The organism is Stenotrophomonas sp. 01N47, assembly GCF_056399165.1.
This window is the reverse complement of the sequence record NZ_JBFTQU010000009.1, coordinates 236,412-256,421: the sequence shown is the minus strand read 5'-3', so window position 1 is coordinate 256,421 and position 20,010 is coordinate 236,412. Positions and strand designations below refer to the sequence as shown.

At 67.0% G+C, this 20,010-nt stretch carries 19 protein-coding genes; 10 read left to right on the top strand and 9 right to left on the bottom strand.

Translation table 11 applies throughout. From position 1 onward, the window contains the following. The 3 genes from AC1DKR_RS17205 to gloA form a co-directional block, all read right to left on the bottom strand. Positions 1 to 1,017: a 3-oxoacyl-[acyl-carrier-protein] synthase III C-terminal domain-containing protein gene (locus AC1DKR_RS17205; RefSeq protein ID WP_312786923.1), complete on the bottom strand. Its 1,017-nt coding sequence runs from the start codon at positions 1,015 to 1,017 to the stop codon at positions 1 to 3. 157 nt (positions 1,018 to 1,174) lie between these two features. Beyond that, complete coding sequence (locus AC1DKR_RS17200; protein ID WP_312786922.1) at positions 1,175 to 1,603, bottom strand: VOC family protein; 429 nt, start codon at positions 1,601 to 1,603, stop codon at positions 1,175 to 1,177. Between the two features lie 125 nt (positions 1,604 to 1,728). Then, the gene (gene gloA / locus AC1DKR_RS17195) at positions 1,729 to 2,247 is read right to left on the bottom strand and encodes a lactoylglutathione lyase (protein WP_180165550.1); all 519 of its coding nucleotides are present in this window, start codon (positions 2,245 to 2,247) and stop codon (positions 1,729 to 1,731) included. 126 nt (positions 2,248 to 2,373) lie between these two features. On the opposite strand from gloA, the gene AC1DKR_RS17190 reads away from it, so the two are divergent. Then, positions 2,374 to 3,486: a PLP-dependent cysteine synthase family protein gene (locus AC1DKR_RS17190; RefSeq protein WP_025877326.1), complete on the top strand. Its 1,113-nt coding sequence runs from the start codon at positions 2,374 to 2,376 to the stop codon at positions 3,484 to 3,486. Between the two features lie 61 nt (positions 3,487 to 3,547). On the opposite strand, the gene AC1DKR_RS17185 is transcribed toward AC1DKR_RS17190, so the two are convergent. After that, complete coding sequence (locus tag AC1DKR_RS17185; protein ID WP_478033918.1) at positions 3,548 to 3,952, bottom strand: hypothetical protein; 405 nt, start codon at positions 3,950 to 3,952, stop codon at positions 3,548 to 3,550. Between the two features lie 170 nt (positions 3,953 to 4,122). Here AC1DKR_RS17185 and AC1DKR_RS17180 point away from each other — a divergent pair, with 170 nt between their 5' ends. Beyond that, complete coding sequence (locus AC1DKR_RS17180) at positions 4,123 to 6,153, top strand: M3 family metallopeptidase (protein WP_478033915.1); 2,031 nt, start codon at positions 4,123 to 4,125, stop codon at positions 6,151 to 6,153. A 74-nt stretch (positions 6,154 to 6,227) separates the two neighbouring features. Here AC1DKR_RS17180 and AC1DKR_RS17175 read toward each other — a convergent pair whose 3' ends face one another. Both AC1DKR_RS17175 and AC1DKR_RS17170 read right to left on the bottom strand, forming a co-directional pair. Further along, positions 6,228 to 7,028: an SDR family oxidoreductase gene (locus AC1DKR_RS17175; protein WP_478033910.1), complete on the bottom strand. Its 801-nt coding sequence runs from the start codon at positions 7,026 to 7,028 to the stop codon at positions 6,228 to 6,230. Continuing rightward, complete coding sequence (locus AC1DKR_RS17170) at positions 7,025 to 7,591, bottom strand: DUF1415 domain-containing protein (RefSeq protein WP_025877318.1); 567 nt, start codon at positions 7,589 to 7,591, stop codon at positions 7,025 to 7,027. Before AC1DKR_RS17170 ends, AC1DKR_RS17175 begins: the two co-directional genes overlap by 4 nt. 195 nt (positions 7,592 to 7,786) lie before the next feature. Here AC1DKR_RS17170 and AC1DKR_RS17165 point away from each other — a divergent pair, with 195 nt between their 5' ends. From AC1DKR_RS17165 to AC1DKR_RS17155, 3 genes are all read left to right on the top strand, one after another. Beyond that, entirely contained in the window at positions 7,787 to 9,253 is a 1,467-nt protein-coding gene (locus tag AC1DKR_RS17165) for a benzaldehyde dehydrogenase (protein ID WP_363731514.1), read from the top strand. A gap of 17 nt (positions 9,254 to 9,270) precedes the next feature. After that, positions 9,271 to 10,398: an NAD(P)-dependent alcohol dehydrogenase gene (locus AC1DKR_RS17160; protein WP_108266658.1), complete on the top strand. Its 1,128-nt coding sequence runs from the start codon at positions 9,271 to 9,273 to the stop codon at positions 10,396 to 10,398. A gap of 355 nt (positions 10,399 to 10,753) precedes the next feature. After that, positions 10,754 to 11,845: a helix-turn-helix domain-containing protein gene (locus AC1DKR_RS17155; RefSeq protein WP_478033903.1), complete on the top strand. Its 1,092-nt coding sequence runs from the start codon at positions 10,754 to 10,756 to the stop codon at positions 11,843 to 11,845. A 38-nt stretch (positions 11,846 to 11,883) separates the two neighbouring features. Here the strand turns inward: AC1DKR_RS17155 and AC1DKR_RS17150 are convergent, their stop codons facing one another. Further along, positions 11,884 to 12,366: a YajQ family cyclic di-GMP-binding protein gene (locus tag AC1DKR_RS17150; RefSeq protein ID WP_025877313.1), complete on the bottom strand. Its 483-nt coding sequence runs from the start codon at positions 12,364 to 12,366 to the stop codon at positions 11,884 to 11,886. Between the two features lie 148 nt (positions 12,367 to 12,514). Here AC1DKR_RS17150 and AC1DKR_RS17145 point away from each other — a divergent pair, with 148 nt between their 5' ends. The 3 genes from AC1DKR_RS17145 (at position 12,515) to AC1DKR_RS17135 (ending at position 15,315) form a co-directional block, all read left to right on the top strand. Continuing rightward, positions 12,515 to 13,411, top strand: a complete 897-nt coding sequence (locus AC1DKR_RS17145) for a DMT family transporter (RefSeq protein ID WP_223496627.1) — start codon at positions 12,515 to 12,517, stop codon at positions 13,409 to 13,411. A 210-nt stretch (positions 13,412 to 13,621) separates the two neighbouring features. Beyond that, positions 13,622 to 14,629, top strand: a complete 1,008-nt coding sequence (locus AC1DKR_RS17140; RefSeq protein WP_230112552.1) for a methionine ABC transporter ATP-binding protein — start codon at positions 13,622 to 13,624, stop codon at positions 14,627 to 14,629. Beyond that, entirely contained in the window at positions 14,626 to 15,315 is a 690-nt protein-coding gene (locus AC1DKR_RS17135) for a methionine ABC transporter permease (RefSeq protein ID WP_025877307.1), read from the top strand. The genes AC1DKR_RS17140 and AC1DKR_RS17135 overlap by 4 nt, the downstream gene beginning before the upstream one ends. A gap of 121 nt (positions 15,316 to 15,436) precedes the next feature. Here the strand turns inward: AC1DKR_RS17135 and AC1DKR_RS17130 are convergent, their stop codons facing one another. Then, complete coding sequence (locus AC1DKR_RS17130) at positions 15,437 to 16,036, bottom strand: lipocalin family protein (RefSeq protein ID WP_025877305.1); 600 nt, start codon at positions 16,034 to 16,036, stop codon at positions 15,437 to 15,439. A 126-nt stretch (positions 16,037 to 16,162) separates the two neighbouring features. Between AC1DKR_RS17130 and AC1DKR_RS17125 the strand changes: the two genes are divergently transcribed. Together AC1DKR_RS17125 and AC1DKR_RS17120 are read left to right on the top strand one after the other, a co-directional pair. Continuing rightward, positions 16,163 to 16,480, top strand: coding sequence for a hypothetical protein (locus tag AC1DKR_RS17125; RefSeq protein ID WP_032976554.1), 318 nt, complete (start codon positions 16,163 to 16,165; stop codon positions 16,478 to 16,480). Positions 16,481 to 16,549: 69 nt separating this feature from the next. Beyond that, a complete protein-coding gene (locus tag AC1DKR_RS17120) occupies positions 16,550 to 18,646 on the top strand; it encodes a prolyl oligopeptidase family serine peptidase (protein ID WP_223496624.1) in 2,097 nt (698 codons plus the stop codon). Positions 18,647 to 18,763: 117 nt separating this feature from the next. Here AC1DKR_RS17120 and AC1DKR_RS17115 read toward each other — a convergent pair whose 3' ends face one another. Next, positions 18,764 to 19,951 carry a pyridoxal phosphate-dependent aminotransferase gene (locus AC1DKR_RS17115; protein ID WP_312785880.1) on the bottom strand — a complete coding sequence of 396 codons (1,188 nt, stop codon included), beginning with the start codon at positions 19,949 to 19,951 and terminating at the stop codon, positions 18,764 to 18,766. Positions 19,952 to 20,010 lie beyond the last annotated feature (59 nt).

Below are 20,010 nucleotides of genomic sequence, written 5' to 3'. Positions count from 1 at the left end.
TCAGTACCTAAGCACTGCTCCGGCGAAGGAGAGGCCCGCGCCAGAACCAACCATCGCAAACAGCTGGCCACGACGCAGGTCGCCGGCCTGGATGGCATGGTGCAGTGCCAACGGAATGGATGCGGCCATCTGGTTGCCGTGGGTCTGCAGGATGCGCACCAGCGAGCCGTGCGGCAGCCGCAGGGCGCGTTGCAGGTGGTCCAGCGCCTTGGCACTGGCCTGATGCGGCACCAGCAGGGGCACTTGGTCCACCGTTACGCCCGCGCGCTGCAACAGCGTCTGCATGAAGCCAGGCAGTTTCTGCGCGGCCAAGCGGTAGGTGGAGCGCCCGGACATTTCGAAGTGCGACGCGGCGGCGAACGCCTCGGCGCCAGCGGCCAGGCGCACGCGCGTGCCGCCGGCGCGGACTTGGCAGAAGCCGGTCCCCTCGCTGAAGGTTTCCATGTGCGAGGCGAGCAGGCACGACGCACTGTCCTGCTCGGCCGCTTCGACGATCACCGCTGCGCCACCGTCGCCGAACAGCGCAGCCGTGTCGGTATCGTCCCAGTTGAGTCCGGCCGAGGCGACTTCGCCAGCGACCAGCAGTGCGCGCCGGAAGCGACGGGTTACCAGTGTCGATGCGATCAGGTCCAGCGCGACCAGGAAGCCCAGGCAGGTGGCATTGATGTCGAAGGCGGGAATGGCACTGTCGGCCAGCCCGAGGCGCCGTTGTACCAGAGCGGCGGTGCAGGGGATGGCCTGTTCCATGACCCCGCCGACACTGATGACCACATCAACCTCGTCAGCGCGCAGTCCCGCGCGCTGCAGCGCATCCTGCGCAGCATGCGCGGCCATCATCGAGGCGGGCTCGTCGGCGCCGGCGAAATGGCGATATTCGATGCCTACGTGACGTAAAGTCCAGCCGGCGGGCTTGCCCCAACGTTGGTCGAACTCACGCGAATGGACCCTGCGCGCAGGGATGTATTGCCCGGTTGCAAGGATGCGGAGCGGGATGGGACGGGGAACGCTGTGATCCATTCGGCAAGTCACCTCACGGGAATGTACGCCGGCACGTATCGCCTGACGTAACGATGCCGCGAGCTGGTTGCAGGACGCATCCAGCGCAGGGGAAGGGTAGCAAATTGCGAGGGATTGTCCTGCGGCAGCACCAGCATGCCGCAGTGCCAGCGTAGGCTCAGAAACTGACCTTCACCGAATCGGCGCTGTAGTTCGCCGGGCCGTGGTAGACGACCTCGATGTTGTTGCCATCTGGATCGAGCACGAAGGCGCCGTAGTAGCCGGGATGGTAATGGCGCTCGCCGGGCGCGCCGTTGTCCTTGCCGCCAGCAGCCAGCGCAGCGCTGTGGAAAGCATCGACGGTGGCGGTATCGCGGGCCTGGAACGCCAGGTGGTGGCGGCCGGTCAACTGGCCGGCGGCGGCCTCGCTGCTGGCGCTGGAAATGAACAGTTCGTCGGCCCAGAAGTAGTCATCGCCTTCACCGGCCACCGGGATGCCGATCGTGTCGAACACCGCCTGATAGAAGCGGCGGCTGGCGGCCAGATCGCGCACGACCAGCTGGATGTGGTCGATCAGGCGGCCACGGTGCAGTTCCATCGTTTCCATACGAACCTCGCTAAAAAGGGGGGCGGAGTCGGTAGCGCCGGGCCGTGCCCGGCGAGCGCGCAGCGCGGCCTGCTCAAGGCCGCCGGGCATGGCCCGGCGCTACCGGAATTGTGCCCCTTTCTGGGTCAGGCGTTGGAGATGATCTCGACCCAGTAGCCGTCCGGGTCCTTGATGAAGGCGAGGTTCTTCATGCGGCCGTCGGTCAGGCGCTTCTGGAAGGTGACGCCCAGGGCTTCGAAGCGCTGGCAGGCCGCTTCGATGTCCGGCACCGACACGCAGATGTGGCCGAAGCCGCGCGGGTCGCTGTTGCCGTCATGGTAGACCGCGCCGTCCTGGTTCTCGGTGCCATGGTTGTGGGTCAGTTCCAGCACGCCCGGCAGGCCGGCCATCCACAGGCGGCGGGTGTTGTCATCTTCCGGCACCGTGGCGCCGGCCGGAACGTAGGCCAGGAAGTACAGGCTGAACTGGGCTTCGGCGAAGTCGCGCTTGTCGATCAGCTGGTAGCCCAGCACGCGGGTGTAGAAGTCCAGCGAGGCGGTGGCGTCCTTGACCCGCAGCATGGTGTGGTTGAAGACGAAGCCGGTGGTCTCGGCCGGGGCCTGGGCGGCGACGCCGGGGACATCGCGCAGGGCGGGAATGGTCATGGGGGAGGTCCTTCAGACAGGGCCGTTGCCGGCCGGATGGGTGTCATTCTACGGGCCGGCAGCTGACGGCACCGCGACGTACAATGGCCGGATCGCACCGTTCCGTCCTGATGACCATTGCCCGCCATGTCGCAGCGTGAATGGGTGGCCGCCGCCATCCGCAAGATCGAAGCCGATTTCAACCGTTCCGCCGATACCCACCTGATCCCGCTGGCGCTGCCCGGGTTCGAGGGCATCGAGGTGTACCTGAAGGATGAATCGAGCCATCCCACCGGCAGCCTCAAGCACCGGCTGGCGCGTTCGCTGTTCCTGTATGCGCTGGCCAACGGCTGGCTGCGTGAAGGGCGGCCGGTGATCGAGGCCTCCAGCGGCTCCACCGCCGTTTCCGAGGCCTACTTCGCGCGCCTGCTCGGCCTGCCATTCATCGCAGTGATGCCGGCCACGACCTCGCCGGAGAAGATCGCGGCGATCGAGTTCCACGGTGGCCGCTGCCATCTGGTCGAGCGCGCCTGCGACCTCAACTGCGATTCGGAAAAGCTGGCCCGCGAAACCGGCGGCCACTTCATGGACCAGTTCACCTATGCCGAGCGCGCCACCGACTGGCGTGCCAACAACAACATCGCTGAATCGATCTTCAAGCAGATGGCCGAGGAGCCCAGCCCGATTCCGGACTGGATCGTGTGCAGCCCCGGCACCGGCGGTACCGCAGCAACGCTCGGGCGCTACGTCAGCTATCGTCGGCATGACACCCGCATCCTGTGCGCGGACCCGGAAGTCTCGGTGTTCTACGATGGATACCAGGCTGCCCTGGCCGGCGGCAACGAGTGGCGCGGCATGACCTGCAACGGCGGCTCGCGGGTGGAAGGCATCGGCCGGCCGCGGGTGGAGTCCAGCTTCATCCCGACCAGTGTCGATGCCATGGTGAAGGTACCCGACGCCTTGAGCCTGGCCGCGATGCGCCACGTCAGCCGCCAGCTGGGACGCCGCGTCGGTGGCTCCACCGGCACCAATTTCATCGGCGTGCTGCAGGCCGCGCAGTGGATGCGCGAGGCGGGCCGCCAGGGCAGCATCGTCAGCATCCTGTGCGACAGCGGCGATCGCTACGCGCACAGCTATTACGACCCGGCCTGGTATGTGCGGCAGGGAATCGATGTGGACGCTGCCGACGCGCAGGTAGCGGCGGCGGTGGCCGGGCAGGGCCTGCCTGGATTGCCGTGGTGCAGTCTGGAAGCGCTGTAAGCCGGGGCTCTGGCAGGGTCGAGCCATGCTCGCCCCGTGTTTCTCGCGTCGCTACGCAGGCTCAGTAACCTGCGGCCATGAAGGCCTCCAGTACCGCATCGCGCAGAGCGTCGGGCAGGGCCTCGATCTCCACGGCGCGGTCGTCCAGGTGCAGGCGCGGGTCCAGGCTGCTGGTCCGGCCCTGGGCCAGGGCCTGCAGCCACAGCAGCACGCAGATGACGAACTCGCGCTCGTGGCCCAGCCGCACCTGGCTGGCACCGCGCTCGATCACTTCGAACGGATACCATTCCTGCTCGTCGCTGAACCTGCCGCCCTGGCGCTGCAGTGCCTGCAACTGCTGGAGGTGGCGCGGCGCATCATCGCCCGCATCGCACAGCGCGGCGATCCAGGCCAGTTCAGTCGGGCTGGCCAACAGCGCCAGCGACGGTGAACGTACTGCGGATGGAGCTGGAGCCAGACCTTCCATGTGGGGCCTCCTCGATACGTTCCGCTGCGGTCTCCCCCGCGCCGCAAGCTTCAGCCGGCGGCCGTAAGGCCGACGTGAACAATGGCCCGCGGCCCCTTGTCTGCCGGCCCGGCCAACGCCATATCGATCTGGCTGCCCGCGCTGCCGGGCCCGTACCCTGGAGACCTGCCGTGACCGTTGCCAACCCCCTGCTCGATTTTTCCGGCCTGCCGCGCTTCGAGGCGATCCGCCCCGAGCATGTGGCGCCGGCGCTGGACGTGCTGCTGGCGCAGGCCGAAGCGGCGGTCAGCGCTGCCGAGCAGGTGCAGCCGGTAACCTGGCAGACCTTCGTCACCCCGCTGGACGATGCCACCGAACGCCTTTGGCGTGCCTGGGGCCTGGTGGGCCACCTGCAGGGCGTGGTCAACACGCCGGAGCTGCGTGAGGCCTACAACAGCAACCTGCCGCGGGTGACCCGCTTTGCCAGTGCGCTGGGCCAGAACCTGGCGCTGTACCGCCAGTACCAGGTCCTGGCGGCCAGCACCGAAGCGGCTGGTTTCGACGAGGCGCGCCGCAAAGTGCTGGACAACACCCTGCGTGATTTCCGCCTCGGCGGTGCCGAACTGGATGCGGACGCGCAGCAGCGTTTTTCCGCCATCAAGGAGGAGCTGTCGGCGCTGTCGGCGAAGTTCTCGCAGAACGTGCTCGACGCCACCGATGCGTGGTCGCTGATCGTCGAAGACCTGGCGCGCCTGGCCGGCGTGCCGGACGACGTGAAGGCTGCTGCACGCGCCGCTGCGGAAAAAGACGGCAAGGCGGGCTGGAAGCTGACCCTGCAGATGCCGTGCTACCTGCCGGTGCAGACCTGGGGCGAGGACCGCGACCTGCGCGAGATCCTGTACCGCGCCAGCGCGCAACGCGCTTCCGAGTTCGGCGACGATGCACTGGACAACGGCGGCAACATCGATCGCATCCTTGCACTGCGTGCCGAGTTGGCCGCGCTGCTGGGCTTTGATTCCTACGCCGACTATTCGGTGGCCACCAAGATGGCCAGCGACCCCGCCGAAGTGCTGGGCTTCCTGCGTGACCTGGCTGCGCGCGCCAAGCCGTTCGCCGCCAAGGACCGCGCCGAGCTGGAGCAGTTCGCCCGCGAGCATCTCGGTATCGACAGCCTGCAGGCCTGGGATCTGGCGTTCGCCGCCGACCGCCTGAAGCAGGCGCGTTACAGCTACTCCGAGCAGGAAGTGAAGCAGTACTTCACCGAACCGAAGGTACTCGGCGGCCTGTTCTCGGTGATCGAGCAGCTGTACGGCCTTCGGGTGCAGGAAGACAGTGCGCCGGTCTGGCATGAGGACGTGCGCTTCTTCCGCCTGGTGGATGCGCAGGGCGCCTTGGTGGGGCAGTTCTACCTGGACCTGTACGCCCGCGAGGGCAAACGCGGCGGCGCGTGGATGGATGACTGCCGCAACCGCCGAGAGCGCGCCGATGGCAGCGTACAGACGCCGCTGGTGTACCTGGTGTGCAACTTCGGCCGTGGTGCCGATGGCAAGCCGGCAACCTTCAGCCACAATGAAGTGACTACGCTGTTCCATGAAATGGGCCATGGCCTGCATCAGCTGCTGACCCGCATCGGCGAACTGGGCGTGGCCGGCATCAACGGCGTGGAGTGGGATGCGGTGGAGCTGCCCAGCCAGTTCATGGAGAACTTCTGCTGGGAATGGGAGCACTTGCAGGGCATGACCGCGCATGTGGAAACCGGCGAGCCGCTGCCGCGCGCGCTGTACGAGCGCATGCTGGCCGCACGCAACTTCCACAGCGGCATGGCCACCGTGCGCCAGTTGGAATTCGGTCTGTTCGACATGCTGCTGCACAGCCAGTTCGAGGCGGCGCAGGACAGCGTGCTGGCACTGCTTGAGCGCGTGCGTGCGGAAGTGGCGGTGAACCATCCGCCGAGCTGGAATCGCTTCCCGCACCAGTTCAGCCATATCTTCGCCGGTGGCTATGCCGCCGGTTACTACAGCTACAAGTGGGCCGAAGTATTGAGCGCCGATGCCTATGCCGCGTTCGAGGAAGCACCGCAGGCGCTGGCCGCGACCGGCGCGCGTTTCCGCGACGAGGTGCTGTCGCGCGGCGGCAGTCGCCCGGCCGCCGAGAACTTCAAGGCCTTCCGCGGCCGTGCGCCGCAGATCGACGCGCTGCTGCGCCATTCGGGCATGGCGTAAGCAGGTTGCCGCCATCCACGCATGGCGTGGATCTACCGGAATGCCGGCCAGCGGCCGGCACTACCGAAGGCGGTTCATTCGGCGTAGATCATCTTCCGGGTCATGCCGCCGTCGACGATGAAGTCCTGGCCGGTGCTGAAGCCGGACAACGAGGACAGCAGGTACACCGCCAGTGCGCCGATGTCCTCGGGTTCGCCGACGCGGCCAACCGGATGCTGGGCGCGGTCGGTGGTCGAGTACTGCGGCACGTGCCGGCGTGACGGCGCCTGCCAGGCATCGGTGCTGATCCAGCCGGGGCTGATGCTGTTCACCCGCACCGCCGGTCCCGCACTGATGGCCAGCGCATGGGTGAAAGCCACCAGCCCGCCCTTGGCCGCAGCGTAGGCTTCGCTGTGCGGCTCGGACTGCCAGGCGCGCGTCGACGCGATGTTGATGATCGCGCCTGCATCGGCCGACAGCGCCGGCAATGCGTGCTTGCTGCACAGGAACGCGCCATGCAGCGATGACAGCCGGCGCTGCCATTCTTCCCAGTCCATGTCCTGCAGCAGGGTGCCGTGCGGCCCGGCGATGCCGGCATTGTTGACCAGGCCATCGATGCGGCCGAAGCGTTGCAGGGCCATCGCGATGAAGTCGCGCACGCTGCTTTCGTCGGTGATGTCCAGCCGCTGGAACGAGGCATCATCGCCGCGCTGCCATTCGGCCAGGCAGGCCTGGCCCGCCTCTCCATCCAGATCGCCGATCAGCACACGGCCGCCGGCCCCGAGCACCGCCTGGGCGATGCCGCGGCCGATGCCGTTGGCACCGCCGGTGACCAGCACCACCCTGCCGTGCAGCGGCGCAGTCGGCCAGGTGGCAATCGGCGGCACCGTGCTCATGACAGGTCGTCACCGCGCAGGCGACGGTGCCAGCCCTCGACACCGATCCTGTCCAAGGTCTGGATGTTGCGCTCGACGATCACGTCCGGGTCCGGGTAGACATCCACCGCGCGTGCCACGCTGTCTTCGCGCAGCAGGTGCAGGGTGGGGTAGGGCGCGCGGTTGGTGTAGTTGCTGGCGTCATCGGCGGCGACGCCATCGAACTGGTAGTCCGGATGGAAGCTGGCCACCTGCAGGATGCCCTGCAGGTCCAGCGCCTCGATCGCCGCATCGGCGTTGTCGAGGAAGTCGTTGTAGTCGAGGAAGTCGGTCAGCACCTGCGGGTGCACGATCAGGGTGGTATCGATCTGCTCGGCCGGCGTGTCGCGCAGCAGCACCAGTTCTTCGGCCAGTTCTTCCACCAGGGCTTCGGGTGTGGTCGCGTCGCTCAGCACGATGCGGACCTGGTCCTTCACGTACACCGCCTTGGCGAACGGGCACAGGTTCAGGCCGATGACGATGCGCTCCAGCCACAGGCGGGTGGCGGCGATCGGGTCATCGGTGGGCAGGGGGGTGTCGGTCATGGCGGGCGCATCGGCTGGCGGGGGAGGTCATTGTAGGCGGGCTGCTGCAGGGGCGCCGTTCACTGTGCAGGAACTGGACAACGGTGATGCTGGAAATTCCCATCGATTCAATCCCTTGCCGATATCACGCCAATGGCCGATTGCCCACACTGCCGGCCCGGCGTGCAATGGCGGCACGACACAGGAGGACTTCACATGACTGCATCTTCCCCATGGTTGCCGGACGCACTCTGGTCAGGCGCCTTCTTCGATGGCCAATGGAGCGCTGCTGCACAGCGCCAGCCGGTGATCGAGCCCGCTACCGGGCACTCGCTTGGCGAGATCGGCCTGGCCGACGCGGCGCAGGTCGCGCGCTCTGCAGCCGCTGCGGCGCAGGCACAACAGGCATGGGCGGCAGCGCCGTACGAACAGCGCGCCGAGGTGCTGCGCAAGGCTGCACGCCTGGCCGAAGAAAACATAGACACGCTGGTCGACTGGCTGGTCCGCGAAAGTGGCTCCACCCGCCTGAAGGCCGGTTTCGAGGCCAAGGTGACCATCAAGGCGCTGCATGAGGCCGCCGCGCTGCCTTCGCGCAGCGTGGGTGAGATCCTGCCGTCCGAGCCCGGGCGGCTGAACCTGGCGCGGCGCCGTCCGCTGGGTGTGGTGGGGGTGATCTCACCGTTCAATTTCCCGCTGTACCTGGCGATGCGCGCGGTGGCGCCGGCCATCGCGCTCGGCAACGCCGTGGTGCTCAAGCCCGACCCGCGCACGGCGGTGTGCGGTGGTGTGGTGATCGCACGCCTGTTCGAGCAGGCTGGTCTTCCGCAGGGTGTGCTGCAGATGTTGCCCGGCGATGGCGCCGCCGGTGCCGCGCTGACCAGCGACCCGCATGTGGCGATGATCCAGTTCACCGGCTCGACGGCGGCCGGACGCAAGGTTGGCGAAGCCGCCGGCAAGCACCTGAAAAAGGTGTCGCTGGAACTGGGCGGCAAGAACGCGCTGATCATCCTTGACGATGCCGATCTCGACCTGGCCGTGGCCAACACCGCCTGGGGCGTGTACCTGCACCAGGGCCAGATCTGCATGGCCACCGGCCGTGTGCTGGTACAGCGCAGCATCCATCAGGCGTTCCTGCAGAAGCTGGTGGCCAAGGCGAAGTCGCTGAAGGTGGGTGATCCGGCACGTGAGGACGTTGCGCTGGGCCCACTGATCAATGCCGCGCAACGCGACCATGCGGCGCGCGTGGTCGACGACGCGGTGAAGGCAGGTGCCTCCCTCGAAACCGGCGGCACCCACCAGGACCTGTTCTTCGCACCGACCGTGCTCGGCAACGTCAGCGCCGACAATCCGGCGTTCAACGAAGAGATCTTCGCGCCGGTAGCGGTGGTGGTGCCGTTCGATGACGACGACGAAGCCGTGCGCCTGGCCAATGACAGCGAATACGGCCTTTCGATGGCGATCGTCTCCCGCAATGTCGGCCGCGCGCTGAATCTGGGCGAGCGCCTGCGTACAGGCCTGCTGCACATCAACGACCAGACCGTGAACGACGAGGTCATCAATCCCTTCGGTGGGGTAGGGGCGTCCGGCAACGGCACCAGCATCGGCGGCCCGTCCAACGTGGAGGAATTCACCCAGTGGCAATGGATGACGGTCAAGGGCGAAGCCCCGGCCTATCCCATCTGATCGAGGAGAACGCAACGATGAGCAGCAACAGTGGATCGCGTGACATCACCGCAGCGGTGGTGCGCGGCAAGGAACAGCCCTTTGTCATCGAGCAGGCGCGCCTGCGCGGCCCGCAGGACGACGAAGTGCTGGTGAAGATCGTGGCGACCGGCCTGTGCCATACCGATCTGATCGTGCGCGACCAGTACTATCCGGTGCCGCTGCCGGCGGTGCTGGGTCATGAAGGTGCGGGCATCGTCGAGGCGGTCGGCCCCAACGTGCGCGAACTGAAGGCCGGCGACCATGTCGTGCTGACCTACGGCCAATGCGGCCACTGCAATCCCTGTCGTGGTGGCCACGGTGCGTACTGTCGCGATTTCTTCGCGCTGAATTTCGGTGGTGATGATGGCCATGGCCATACCGCCATCACCGATGCACAGGGCCAACCGCTGCACGATCACTTCTTTGCACAGTCGTCGTTCGCCACGTTTGCGCTGGCGCGCGAGATCAATGCGATCAAGGTGCCTGACGATGCGCCGCTGGAGCTGCTCGGCCCGCTGGGCTGCGGCATCCAGACCGGTGCCGGTGCGGTGCTCAACTCGCTGCAGGTGCGATCGGGCAGCAGCTTCGCCAGCTATGGCGCCGGTGCGGTCGGTCTGAGCGCGGTGATGGCGGCCAAGGTAGCCGGGGCCACCACCATCATCGCCATCGACGTGGTGCCCTCGCGGTTGCAGCTGGCCATGGAGCTGGGCGCCACCCATGTGGTCAACAGTCGCGAGACCGATGTGATCGAGGCGGTGCGCGCGATCACCGGTGGTGGCGCCGATTTCGCGCTGGAATCGACCGGTCGTCCAGAAGTGCTGTCGGCCGGCATCGAAGCCTTGGCCGGGCTGGGCATGATGGGCGTGGTCGGTGCACCGAAGCTGGGCACCACCGCCAGTTTCGATGTGAACAACCTGCTGCTGGGTGGCCGCAGCATCCGTGGCATTGTCGAGGGCGACAGCGTGCCGCAGGTGTTCATTCCGCAGCTGGTGACGCTGTACCAGCAGGGGCGCTTCCCGTTCGACAGGCTGGTGAAGTTCTATCCGCTGGAGCAGATCAACCAGGCGGCCGAGGACAGTACGCGGGGAATCACCCTGAAGCCGATTCTGCGGATCGCGGCGTGAGGTGAGGATGGGGTCGGTTTGCAGGGCTGCGCCCTGCACCTGCCGAATCAACGCCAACGTCAACGTCAACGTCAACGTCAAAAGCGGGCATTCCGTGGGATGGCGGGGTGGGTCCGGTTGCGGGGGACGCTGCGAGTACGTCCATGTAAGCTCGGTCGCCGCATCCATGCGGCTCACGCCCCCGCAACCGGACCCACCCCGCCTTCGACAGGTTCCCGCTGCTGTTGGTGGGTGCTGACCGTTGGTCGACACGTGGATCCACGCGATGCGTGGATGAATGCCCGACGAAATGGAAACGCTCCGTTGTTGGCATGTAACGCGGGCATGGCGTGTGTGGGTGTACGCTGCATGCATGATGGCCACGACAGTCGGGCAACAGCAGCTGGTGGCGGCTCGGGCCGCCTTCGCCGAGGGCGACGTGCAGTCGCTGGCGATGCTGCCCCTGCCGTTGCAGCAGTCTTGGCAGCGCTCGCATGCGGCGGGTGTGCGCCCCGGGCAGGAGCCGTATTACCCGCCGTTGCAGGGCAACGGACACCGCTTGGAGTCCCGCGATGACCGCCGCCTGGTGCGTTGCGTGCAGCCGGAACTGGAGCAGTTGTGGGCCGCGTTCGGTGCGCGTGGGTGGACGATGTTCTGCGCCAACCGCGAGGGCATGGTGATCGTGCATCGCGCCCATGGCCTGGAAGATGCAGCGCTGCTGAGGCCGATCCAGGTGGGCCGGCGGCTGGGCGAGGCCGAGATCGGCACCACCGCGCCTGCGGTCAGCCTGGCCGACGACCTGCCCGCATTGGTACGCGGCAACGAACACTATCTGCAGCGGTTCGCCCCCGTGTTCTGCCTGAGTGAGCCGCTGCATGACCTGCAGGGGCAGGTCTGCGGTGCGATCGACATCACCGGGCTGGGGGAACGCGATCCGGCGTTGCTGCAGGGCTATTTCCGGCAGGCAGCGCTGGCCATCGAGAATCGCTTGATGCACACGCTCAGCGATGTGCATCTGTTGGCGGTGCAGCATGATCCGCGCTGGTTGGCATCACCGCTGCAGGGCTTGTTGGCGGTGCAGGAAGACGGCCAGCTACTTGCCGCCAACCGCGTCGCCCGGCGCCTGCTCGGCCTGCCGCGGCGTGGGCCGCTGCCGCTGCTTTCGCTGGACACGCTGTTTGCCGGCGCCAGCGCAGCACAGCGACGTCGACTGCTGCAGCCCGGCCCTGCGCATCGGGTGCGACTGGGCGAGGGCAGTGCGGTCCATCTGCAGCATCTGCAGGCACCGCGCGCCGCACGGACACGTTCACCGGCTACGGCCGCAGCGCCCGTTCAGGCGGCACCATTGCGTGACCAGCAGCGCGATGCGGCACGGCGAGCCGCCCATACCGCCGAAGGCAACCTCAGCCTCGCCGCACGCCAGCTCGGCATCTCGCGGACAACGCTGTACAAACTGCTGCGCGAGTGAGGCCGGCCACCGACGCCGGCGCTACATCGCGGTGTCGATCAATCGCGGAAGTTGTTGAACTGCAGCGGCAGTTCGAACTTGCCGGCCTTCAGCACGGCGATGGCGTCCTGCAGGTCGTCGCGCTTCTTGCCCATCACCCGCAGCTTGTCGCCGTTGATCTGGGTTTCCACCTTCAGCTTGGCTTCCTTCAGCGCCGCAGCGATCTTCTTGGCGATCTTCTGCTCGATTCCCTGCTTGACGGTGATCTTCTGCCGGGCCTGCGCAAGGTTGGTTTCCACGTCGCCATATTCCAGGCTGAGCACGTCGATGCTGCGGGCGGCCAGGCGAGCGCGCAGGATGTCGTTCATCTGCTTGAGCTGGAACTCGCTCGGCGCGGACTGGGTGATCACTTCGCCGTCTCGTTCGAACTTGGCGTCCACGCCCTTGAAGTCGAAACGGGTGGCAAGCTCGCGGTTGGCCTGGTCGAGCGCATTGGTCAGTTCGTGGGTGTCGACTTCGGACACAACGTCGAAGGAAGGCATGGGCGTTACTCCGCAGAAATCAGTGGCGGCCATTCTATCGCGGGGGCCCGTGTGCCTGCCCGTGCAGGGCCGAGCCTTGCCCGATGGAGTTGCCCGATAGGGTCGCTCTGCAGACCCAACAACACGGCGCGGTCGGCGATAATGCGCCATGAACCTGCATCGCTCCCCTTCGCGCGCCGTGGCCTGGATGGTCGCCGCCGTCGCCTGTTTCTCGCTGATGGACGCTGGCATGAAGCAGCTCTCGGCCAGCTATCCCTCGCTGGAGGTGACTTTCCTGCGGGGTGTGGCGTCGCTGCCCTTCGTGCTGGTCTGGGTGCTGGCCAGTGCCGGGCCACGCTCGCTCATTCCGCGACGCTGGGGCCTGCACCTGCTGCGCGGTGGGCTGGGCATGGCGATGATCGGCTGCTTCGTATTCGCCCTGCGCGACCTGCCGCTGTCCACCGCCTACACCATCTATTTCGTCGCGCCGCTGCTGATTGCTGCCTTGTCGGTGCCGCTGCTGGGCGAGCGGGTCGGGCCGCGGCGCTGGGTCGCCATCGGCATCGGCCTGGTCGGCGTGCTGGTGGTGCTGCGCCCGGGCGTGGGTGGTTTCATTTCGGTGCCGGGCCTGATGGTGCTGGCCGCTGCCACTGCCTATGCCATCGCCGCGATCACCGTCAGCCTGCTGACCCGTACCGATACCTCGCAGTCGATGGTGGTCTGGTTCCTGGTCATCATGGCGATCGGCGCCGGGCTGCTGGCGATTCCCGGATGGGTGCCGCTGCAGATGGCGCATGCGCCGTTGATCGCCGGCATGGGCCTGGCCGGCGCACTGGGCCAGATCGCACTGACCAAGGCCTTCCAGCTGGGTGAGGCCTCGATGATCGCGCCGCTGGAGTACAGCGGCCTGGTCTGGGTGATCGGCTGGGACCTGGCGTTCTGGGGGCAGCTGCCTGATGGCTACACCTGGGCGGGCGCGGCGATCATCGTCGCCTCGGGCCTGTACCTGCTGCACCGCGAACGGGTGAACCGGCAGGAGCCGCCGAAACCGTTGGACCATCCCTGAACCGGTTTGGCCGGGGAATGGGGTCAGAGCCCCTGCGGGGATCCGACCCCGGGGTCGGATCCCCGCAGGGGCTCTGACCCCGGCCAATGCGCCGGTGCGGGCGACTTAGAACCAAAAGGAATAACGTTCTGGCCCATGGCGCGGGCGCGCGAGCGCCGGCGCTGGTAGGCTGCACGCCCCCTTCCATCGCCCTCCTGGTGAGCTGATCCCGTGATCGAGTTCCAGCGCCTGCACAAATCCTATGCCGTTGCCGGCCGCGCAGTCAGCGCGCTGCAGCCGCTGGACCTGACCATCGAGGCCGGCGAGGTGTTCGGCATCATCGGCCATTCCGGTGCGGGCAAATCGACGCTGATCCGCATGATCAACCGCCTGGAGGAGCCCAGTGGTGGCCGCCTGTTGATCGCCGGCGAAGATGTCACCGCGTTGGATCCGGAAGGCCTGCGCGCGCTGCGCCGCCGGATCGGCATGATCTTCCAGCACTTCAACCTGCTGTCCTCGCGCACGGTGACGGGCAACGTCGCCTTCCCGCTGGAACTGGCCGGAACGCCGAAGGCCGAGATCGATGCACGCGTGGCCGAACTCCTGCAGACCGTGGGCCTGCAGGCGCATGCGGACAAGTATCCGGCGCAGTTGTCGGGCGGCCAGAAGCAACGTGTGGGCATCGCCCGCGCACTGGCCACCCGTCCGCAGATCCTGCTGTGCGACGAGGCCACCAGCGCGCTCGATCCGCAGACCACCGCCTCGGTGCTGGCGCTGCTGTCGAAGATCAACCGCGAACTGGGCCTGACCATCGTGCTGATCACCCACGAGATGGATGTGATCCGTCGTGTCTGCGATCGCGTGGCCGTGCTCGATGCCGGGCAGCTGGTCGAGACCGGCCCGGTAACGAAGGTGTTCCTGCACCCGCAGCACCCGACCACCCGCCGTTTCGTCAGCGAATCGGAGCAGGTGGACGAGGGGACGCTGCACCGCGATTTCGACGCGGTCGGTGGCCGTGTCGTGCGCCTGACCTTCCTCGGCGCCGACACCTACGAACCCCTGCTTGGCAGCGTCGCGCGGCAGACCGGGGTCGACTACAACATCCTGTCCGGCCGTATCGACCGGATCAAGGACACCCCGTATGGACAGCTGATCGTCGCCCTGGTGGGCGGTGATCAGTCCGCTGCGCAGGCCGCGTTCGTGGCCGCCGGCGTTCACGTTGAGGAACTGCGCCGATGATCATCGCCACCGCTGGCGGCTTTTTCCGTCACCTGGATGCAGGCAAGTGGGCCGACATCGGCCAAGCCACCATCGACACCCTGCTGATGCTGGCCGGTTCGCTGCCGCTGACCCTGGCCATCGGCCTGCCGCTGGGCGTGCTGCTGTACCTGTTCGGTGCGCCACAGCTGAAACGCCGGCCGGTTGCCTACGGCGTGCTTGCGCTGGTGGTGAACCTGCTGCGCTCGGTGCCCTTCATCATTCTCATGATCGTGCTGATCCCGGTGACCCTGTTCATGATGGGCACCTCGCTGGGCGTGCGTGGCGCGATCGTGCCGCTGGTCATCGGCGCTGCACCGTTCTATGCGCGGCTGGTGGAAACCGCCCTGCGTGAAGTGGACCGCGGGGTGATCGAGGCGACCCAGGCCATGGGCGCCACCACCTGGCAGCTGGTCACCCGCGTGCTGCTGCCCGAAGCACGGCCGGGCCTGATTGCCGGTGCGACGGTGACCACCGTGGCCCTGATCGGCTTCACTGCGATGGGCGGTGCGATCGGTTCCGGTGGCCTGGGCGACCTGGCCTTCCGCGACGGCTACCAGCGCTCGCACACCGACGTGGCGCTGGTCACGGTGGTCCTGCTGCTGGTGCTGGTGCAGCTGCTGCAGATGCTCGGCGACCGTCTGGTCGCGCATTACAGCCGCAGATAACAGAATGCCGGGCGGCGCCCGGCATCGTTCAGGGTGGTGCCGGCCGCTGGCCGGCAACCTCATGGACGCGGGAAACATCGTGCAGTTGCCGGCCAGCGGCCGGCCCTACCACCGTGTGCGGTCAACGCACGTTCGGTACTTCGTAGCCCAGCTTGCCCACCTGCTCGGCGTGCTGCGGCACGCGCTTGAGCTTATCGGTGTTCACCCCGTACTCGTCGCGCAGGCGTTCGGCCAGGTCCTTGTACAGCGCCTTGTCCATGTCAGGCGTGCGGGCGAAGATCCAGGCCATCTCGCGGCCCGGGTAGCCGATCAGCGCCCAGGAATAGTCCGGCGCCACTTCCAGCACCCGCGAATGGGTCGGCACGACCCGGTAGAACCAGGTGCGCCAGCCGTGGTTGCCACTGTCGGGATCGACGCTGGCGCGCGCACGGATTTCCTGCAGCGGTTCACCGAAACCATCGCGGTAGCGATAGGTGATGGCGACCTTGTGGTCCTCGCGCAGCTCGTACTGGTTGACGCTGGCGACGTGGCCGCGCTCGATGAAGTTCGGCACGCGGCCGATCACGTACCAGGTCCCCATGAAGCGCTGCAGGTCGATCACCCCATCTGCAGAGGCTTCCGCGGCGCTGTTGCGGGACGACGGTGGGGAATTGGCAGCCACTGCCGGACCGCCCAGGGACAGGGCCAGCAACACAGCGCAGAGCGGGCGGATCGAGGTCATGCGGGAGCGGGCTCCAGTGGGCTTGCCCGCGCATGGTCACTGTGTGCACGCCATCCGTCAATGGTGTCGCAGCCGGTGAGAAGCCCCGCAGCCAAGCTGACCGCCATCGACCACCGGAGAATCCGCATGCGCACACGTCCCCGCCACCGCCCGCCAACTGAACGCGTCAGCGAACGCGCCGATCCGCGCCTGTTGCGGGTGGTGCCGCAGCTCGCCCTTGCTGGCCTGGCCGTGGTGCTGGTGTGGCCGGCCGCGCGCGGCAGCAGTGCCTGGCTGGGCTGGCTGCCGCTGTGGCTGGTCGGCATGCCGTTGGCGGCCTGGTGGGCACTGCTGCGCTGCCCGTTGCCAACGCTGGCCGCGCTCCGCTCGCTGCGACGCGACCATGGGCAGGCCCGGCGGCGCTCCCCCACACGTACGCGCAAGGCGCACACCGCCACGGCCTGACCTTCGACACGGGGGCGGCCCCGGTGATCCATGCTAGCGTTCCACGGCTAATGACTGCCTGGAGCTGCAATGTCACGATTCGCTTCCGCCTGCCTGCTGGCCGGCATGATGACCGCTGCCTCGGTGGGTACCGCCGTGGCCGCTGAAGACACCGACCGTTACGCCTGGCTGGAGGACGTCACCGGCGACAAGCCGTTGTCCTGGGTCAAGGAACAGAACGCCAAGTCCGAGGCGCGCCTGGCGCAGACCCCGGCCTTCAAGCAGATGGAGAGCAGCATCCGCGAGGTGCTCGACTCGGACGCCAAGATTCCCGGCGTGCAGAAGATCGGCGATTACTACTACAACTTCTGGAAGGACAAGCAGCACGAGCGTGGCCTGTGGCGTCGCACCACCCTGGCCGAGTACCGCAAGGCCTCGCCGACCTGGGAAACCGTGCTCGACCTGGATGCGCTGAACAAGGCCGAAAACGAGAACTGGGTCTGGCACGGCGCTGACTGCCTGCGTCCGGATTACAGCCGCTGCCTGATCGCGCTGTCGCGCGGCGGTGCCGACGCCGATGTCACCCGCGAGTTCGACCTGGCCAGCAAGAGCTGGATCAAGGACGGCTTTTTCCGTCCCGAATCGAAGGGCGGCCTGAGCTGGATCGACCGCGACACCGTGTTCGTCTACACCGATTTCGGCAGCGGCTCGATGACCACCTCCGGTTACCCGCGCGTGGCCAAGCTGTGGAAGCGTGGCACGCCGATGTCCGCCGCCAGCCTGGTCTACGAAGGCAAGCCGGAAGACATGTACATCGCGGCGATGCACGATGACACCCCGGGCTTCGAGCGCAACCTGGTCAGCCGTACGCTGGCCTTCTACAACAACGAGATCTACCTGCGCGGCGACGATGGCAAGCTGACCAGGATCGATGCGCCGAACTCGGCCGAGAAGGGCCTGCACAAGCAGTGGCTGACCCTGGAACTGCGCGATCCGTGGACCGTGGGTGGCAAGACCTACGCCTCCGGCGCACTGCTGGTGACCAAGCTGGATGATTTCCTGGCCGGCAAGCGTGACTTCGAGGTGCTGTTCACCCCGACCGCGACCACCTCGCTGGCCAGTGCCTCGTGGACCAAGAACCACTTGGTGCTGAACGTGCTGGACGACGTCAAGAACCGCCTGTCGGTGCTGACCCCGACTGCCAAGGGCTGGCAGAAGAGCGATTTCGTCGGCGCACCAGCCTTCGGCACCCTGGGCGTCAGTGCGGTCGACAGCAATGACAGCGATGCGGTGTGGCTGACCGCCACCGATTACCTGACCCCGACCACCCTGGCCATTGCCGACATTGGCAAGGCACCGGAAGTGCTCAAGACCATGCCGGCGTTCTTCGATGCCGACGGCAAGGTGATCGAGCAGCACTTCGCTACCAGCAAGGACGGTACCCGCGTGCCGTACTTCGTGGTGCACGACAAGGCGATGAAGCTCGACGGTTCTAATCCGACCCTGCTGTACGGCTACGGTGGGTTCGAGATTTCGCTGACCCCGTCGTACTCGGGTGGCATGGGCCGCGCCTGGCTGGAAAAGGGCGGCGTGTACGTGGTTGCCAACATCCGTGGTGGTGGCGAGTACGGCCCGCGCTGGCACCAGGCGGCGCTGAAGCAGAACCGTCACAAGGCCTATGAAGACATGGCTGCGGTTGCCCAGGACCTTGTTACCCGCAAGATCACTTCTGCCAAGCACCTGGGCGTGCAGGGCGGCAGCAACGGTGGCCTGCTCACCGGCAACATGCTGACCCAGTACCCGGAGCTGTTCGGTGCGGTGGTGGTGCAGGTTCCGCTGCTGGACATGAAGCGTTACAGCCACCTGCTGGCCGGCGCGTCGTGGATGGCCGAGTACGGCAACCCGGATACCAGCGACTGGGAGTTCATCAAGACCTTCTCGCCGTACCACCTGTTCGACGCGAAGAAGAGCTACCCGCCGGTGCTGTTCACCACCTCCACCCGCGATGACCGCGTGCATCCGGGCCACGCCCGCAAGATGGCCGCGAAGATGATCGAGGCCGGCAAGGACGTGACCTACTACGAGAACATCGAAGGCGGTCATGGCGGTGCAGCCAACAACGCGCAGGCCGCGCACATGTCCGCACTGGCCTACAGCTTCCTGTGGGAGCGGTTGGGCGGTAAATGATGAAATGAAAAACGCCGCCCTCGGGCGGCGTTTTTCGTTGGGGTGTGCGAATCCACGCACGGCGTGCGCTGGGCCAGCAGATCCACGCCATGCGTGGATGCCTTGGACGTTACCGGGTCACCCGCCCCAGCTTTTCAACCCGCGCGCGATACGCTCCACCGCCTCCTGCAACCGTGGTACTTCCTGGGTGTAGGCCAGGCGTACGTGCTGGTTCGATCGATGGAAGCCGAAATCCAGGCCCGGGGTGAACGCCACATGTTCGGTTTCCAGGAAGTGCGCGCAGAACGCCTGCGCGTCGTCGGTGAACGCGCTGACGTCGGCGTACAGGTAGAACGCACCCTGCGGTTCCACTTCGATGCGGAAGCCCAGTTCGCGCAGGGCCGGCAGCAGGAAGTCGCGGCGCTGCTGGAAGGCCTGGCGGCGCTGCTCGAAGATCGCCATCGCCTCCTCGCTGAAACAGGCAAGGGCCGCGTGCTGGGCGATGCTCGAAGCGCTGATGTACAGGTTCTGCGCCAGCTTCTCCAGGTCGGGTACCGCCGCTGGCGGCGCCACCAGCCAACCCAGTCGCCAGCCGGTCATGCCGAAGTACTTGGAGAAGCTGTTCAGCACGAACGCGCTGTCATCCACCTGCAGCACGCTCGCAGCATCCAGGCCGTAGGTCAGGCCGTGATAGATCTCGTCGACCACCAGGTGGCCGCCGCGCGCATGCAGCGAAGCCGAGAGGGTCGCCAGTTCATCGGCTGACAGCACGGTGCCGGTGGGATTGGCCGGCGATGCCACCAGTGCACCAACGCTGTCGGCGTTCCAGTGCTGCTGCACCAGCGAAGGGGTCAGCTGGTAGGCCGTTTCGGGTCCCACCGGAACGAGCTGCGCGCCGCCTTCCACCAGCCGCAGGAAGTGGCGGTTGCACGGATACCCGGGATCGGCCAGCAGCCAGTGGCGGCCGGGGTCGACCAGCAGGCTGCTGGCCAGCAGCAGCGCGCCGGAGCCGCCGGGCGTGACCAGGATGCGTTCGGGGTCGATATCCAGGCCGTAGTGGCTGCGATAGAAACCGCTGATCGCCTGGCGCAGGGCCGGTAGGCCGCGTGCGGCGGTGTAGCGGGTGTGGCCGGCGGCCAGCGCCGCCTGGCCGGCCCGCACGACCGGCTCGGCGGTGGTGAAGTCCGGCTCGCCGATCTCCAGATGGATCACATCGTGACCGGCCTGTTCCAGCGCCTGCGCGCGGGCCAGCAGGGACATCACATGGAAGGGAGCGATTTCGTGGCTGCGCCGGCTGTAGCCCGGCGTGTGGGGCAGGGTACTCATGCCCCACATGGTACGCCGGGCGTCCCGGTAGTGCCGGCCGCTGGCCGGCAACCTCGGAA

Excerpts from the sequence above, each read along its gene's own strand:
- AC1DKR_RS17165 (WP_363731514.1), top strand. The coding sequence starts at position 7,787 with ATGACTGCATCTTCCCCATGGTTGCCGGACGCACTCTGGTCAGGCGCC.
- AC1DKR_RS17125 (WP_032976554.1), top strand. The coding sequence starts at position 16,163 with ATGCGCACACGTCCCCGCCACCGCCCGCCAACTGAACGCGTCAGCGAA.
- gloA (WP_180165550.1), bottom strand. The coding sequence starts at position 2,247 with ATGACCATTCCCGCCCTGCGCGATGTCCCCGGCGTCGCCGCCCAGGCC.
- AC1DKR_RS17160 (WP_108266658.1), top strand. The coding sequence starts at position 9,271 with ATGAGCAGCAACAGTGGATCGCGTGACATCACCGCAGCGGTGGTGCGC.
- AC1DKR_RS17120 (WP_223496624.1), top strand. The coding sequence starts at position 16,550 with ATGTCACGATTCGCTTCCGCCTGCCTGCTGGCCGGCATGATGACCGCT.
- AC1DKR_RS17175 (WP_478033910.1), bottom strand. The coding sequence starts at position 7,028 with ATGAGCACGGTGCCGCCGATTGCCACCTGGCCGACTGCGCCGCTGCAC.
- AC1DKR_RS17135 (WP_025877307.1), top strand. The coding sequence starts at position 14,626 with ATGATCATCGCCACCGCTGGCGGCTTTTTCCGTCACCTGGATGCAGGC.
- AC1DKR_RS17150 (WP_025877313.1), bottom strand. The coding sequence starts at position 12,366 with ATGCCTTCCTTCGACGTTGTGTCCGAAGTCGACACCCACGAACTGACC.
- AC1DKR_RS17205 (WP_312786923.1), bottom strand. The coding sequence starts at position 1,017 with ATGGATCACAGCGTTCCCCGTCCCATCCCGCTCCGCATCCTTGCAACC.
- AC1DKR_RS17190 (WP_025877326.1), top strand. The coding sequence starts at position 2,374 with ATGTCGCAGCGTGAATGGGTGGCCGCCGCCATCCGCAAGATCGAAGCC.
- AC1DKR_RS17185 (WP_478033918.1), bottom strand. The coding sequence starts at position 3,952 with ATGGAAGGTCTGGCTCCAGCTCCATCCGCAGTACGTTCACCGTCGCTG.
- AC1DKR_RS17200 (WP_312786922.1), bottom strand. The coding sequence starts at position 1,603 with ATGGAAACGATGGAACTGCACCGTGGCCGCCTGATCGACCACATCCAG.
- AC1DKR_RS17145 (WP_223496627.1), top strand. The coding sequence starts at position 12,515 with ATGAACCTGCATCGCTCCCCTTCGCGCGCCGTGGCCTGGATGGTCGCC.
- AC1DKR_RS17155 (WP_478033903.1), top strand. The coding sequence starts at position 10,754 with ATGGCCACGACAGTCGGGCAACAGCAGCTGGTGGCGGCTCGGGCCGCC.
- AC1DKR_RS17130 (WP_025877305.1), bottom strand. The coding sequence starts at position 16,036 with ATGACCTCGATCCGCCCGCTCTGCGCTGTGTTGCTGGCCCTGTCCCTG.
- AC1DKR_RS17115 (WP_312785880.1), bottom strand. The coding sequence starts at position 19,951 with ATGAGTACCCTGCCCCACACGCCGGGCTACAGCCGGCGCAGCCACGAA.
- AC1DKR_RS17170 (WP_025877318.1), bottom strand. The coding sequence starts at position 7,591 with ATGACCGACACCCCCCTGCCCACCGATGACCCGATCGCCGCCACCCGC.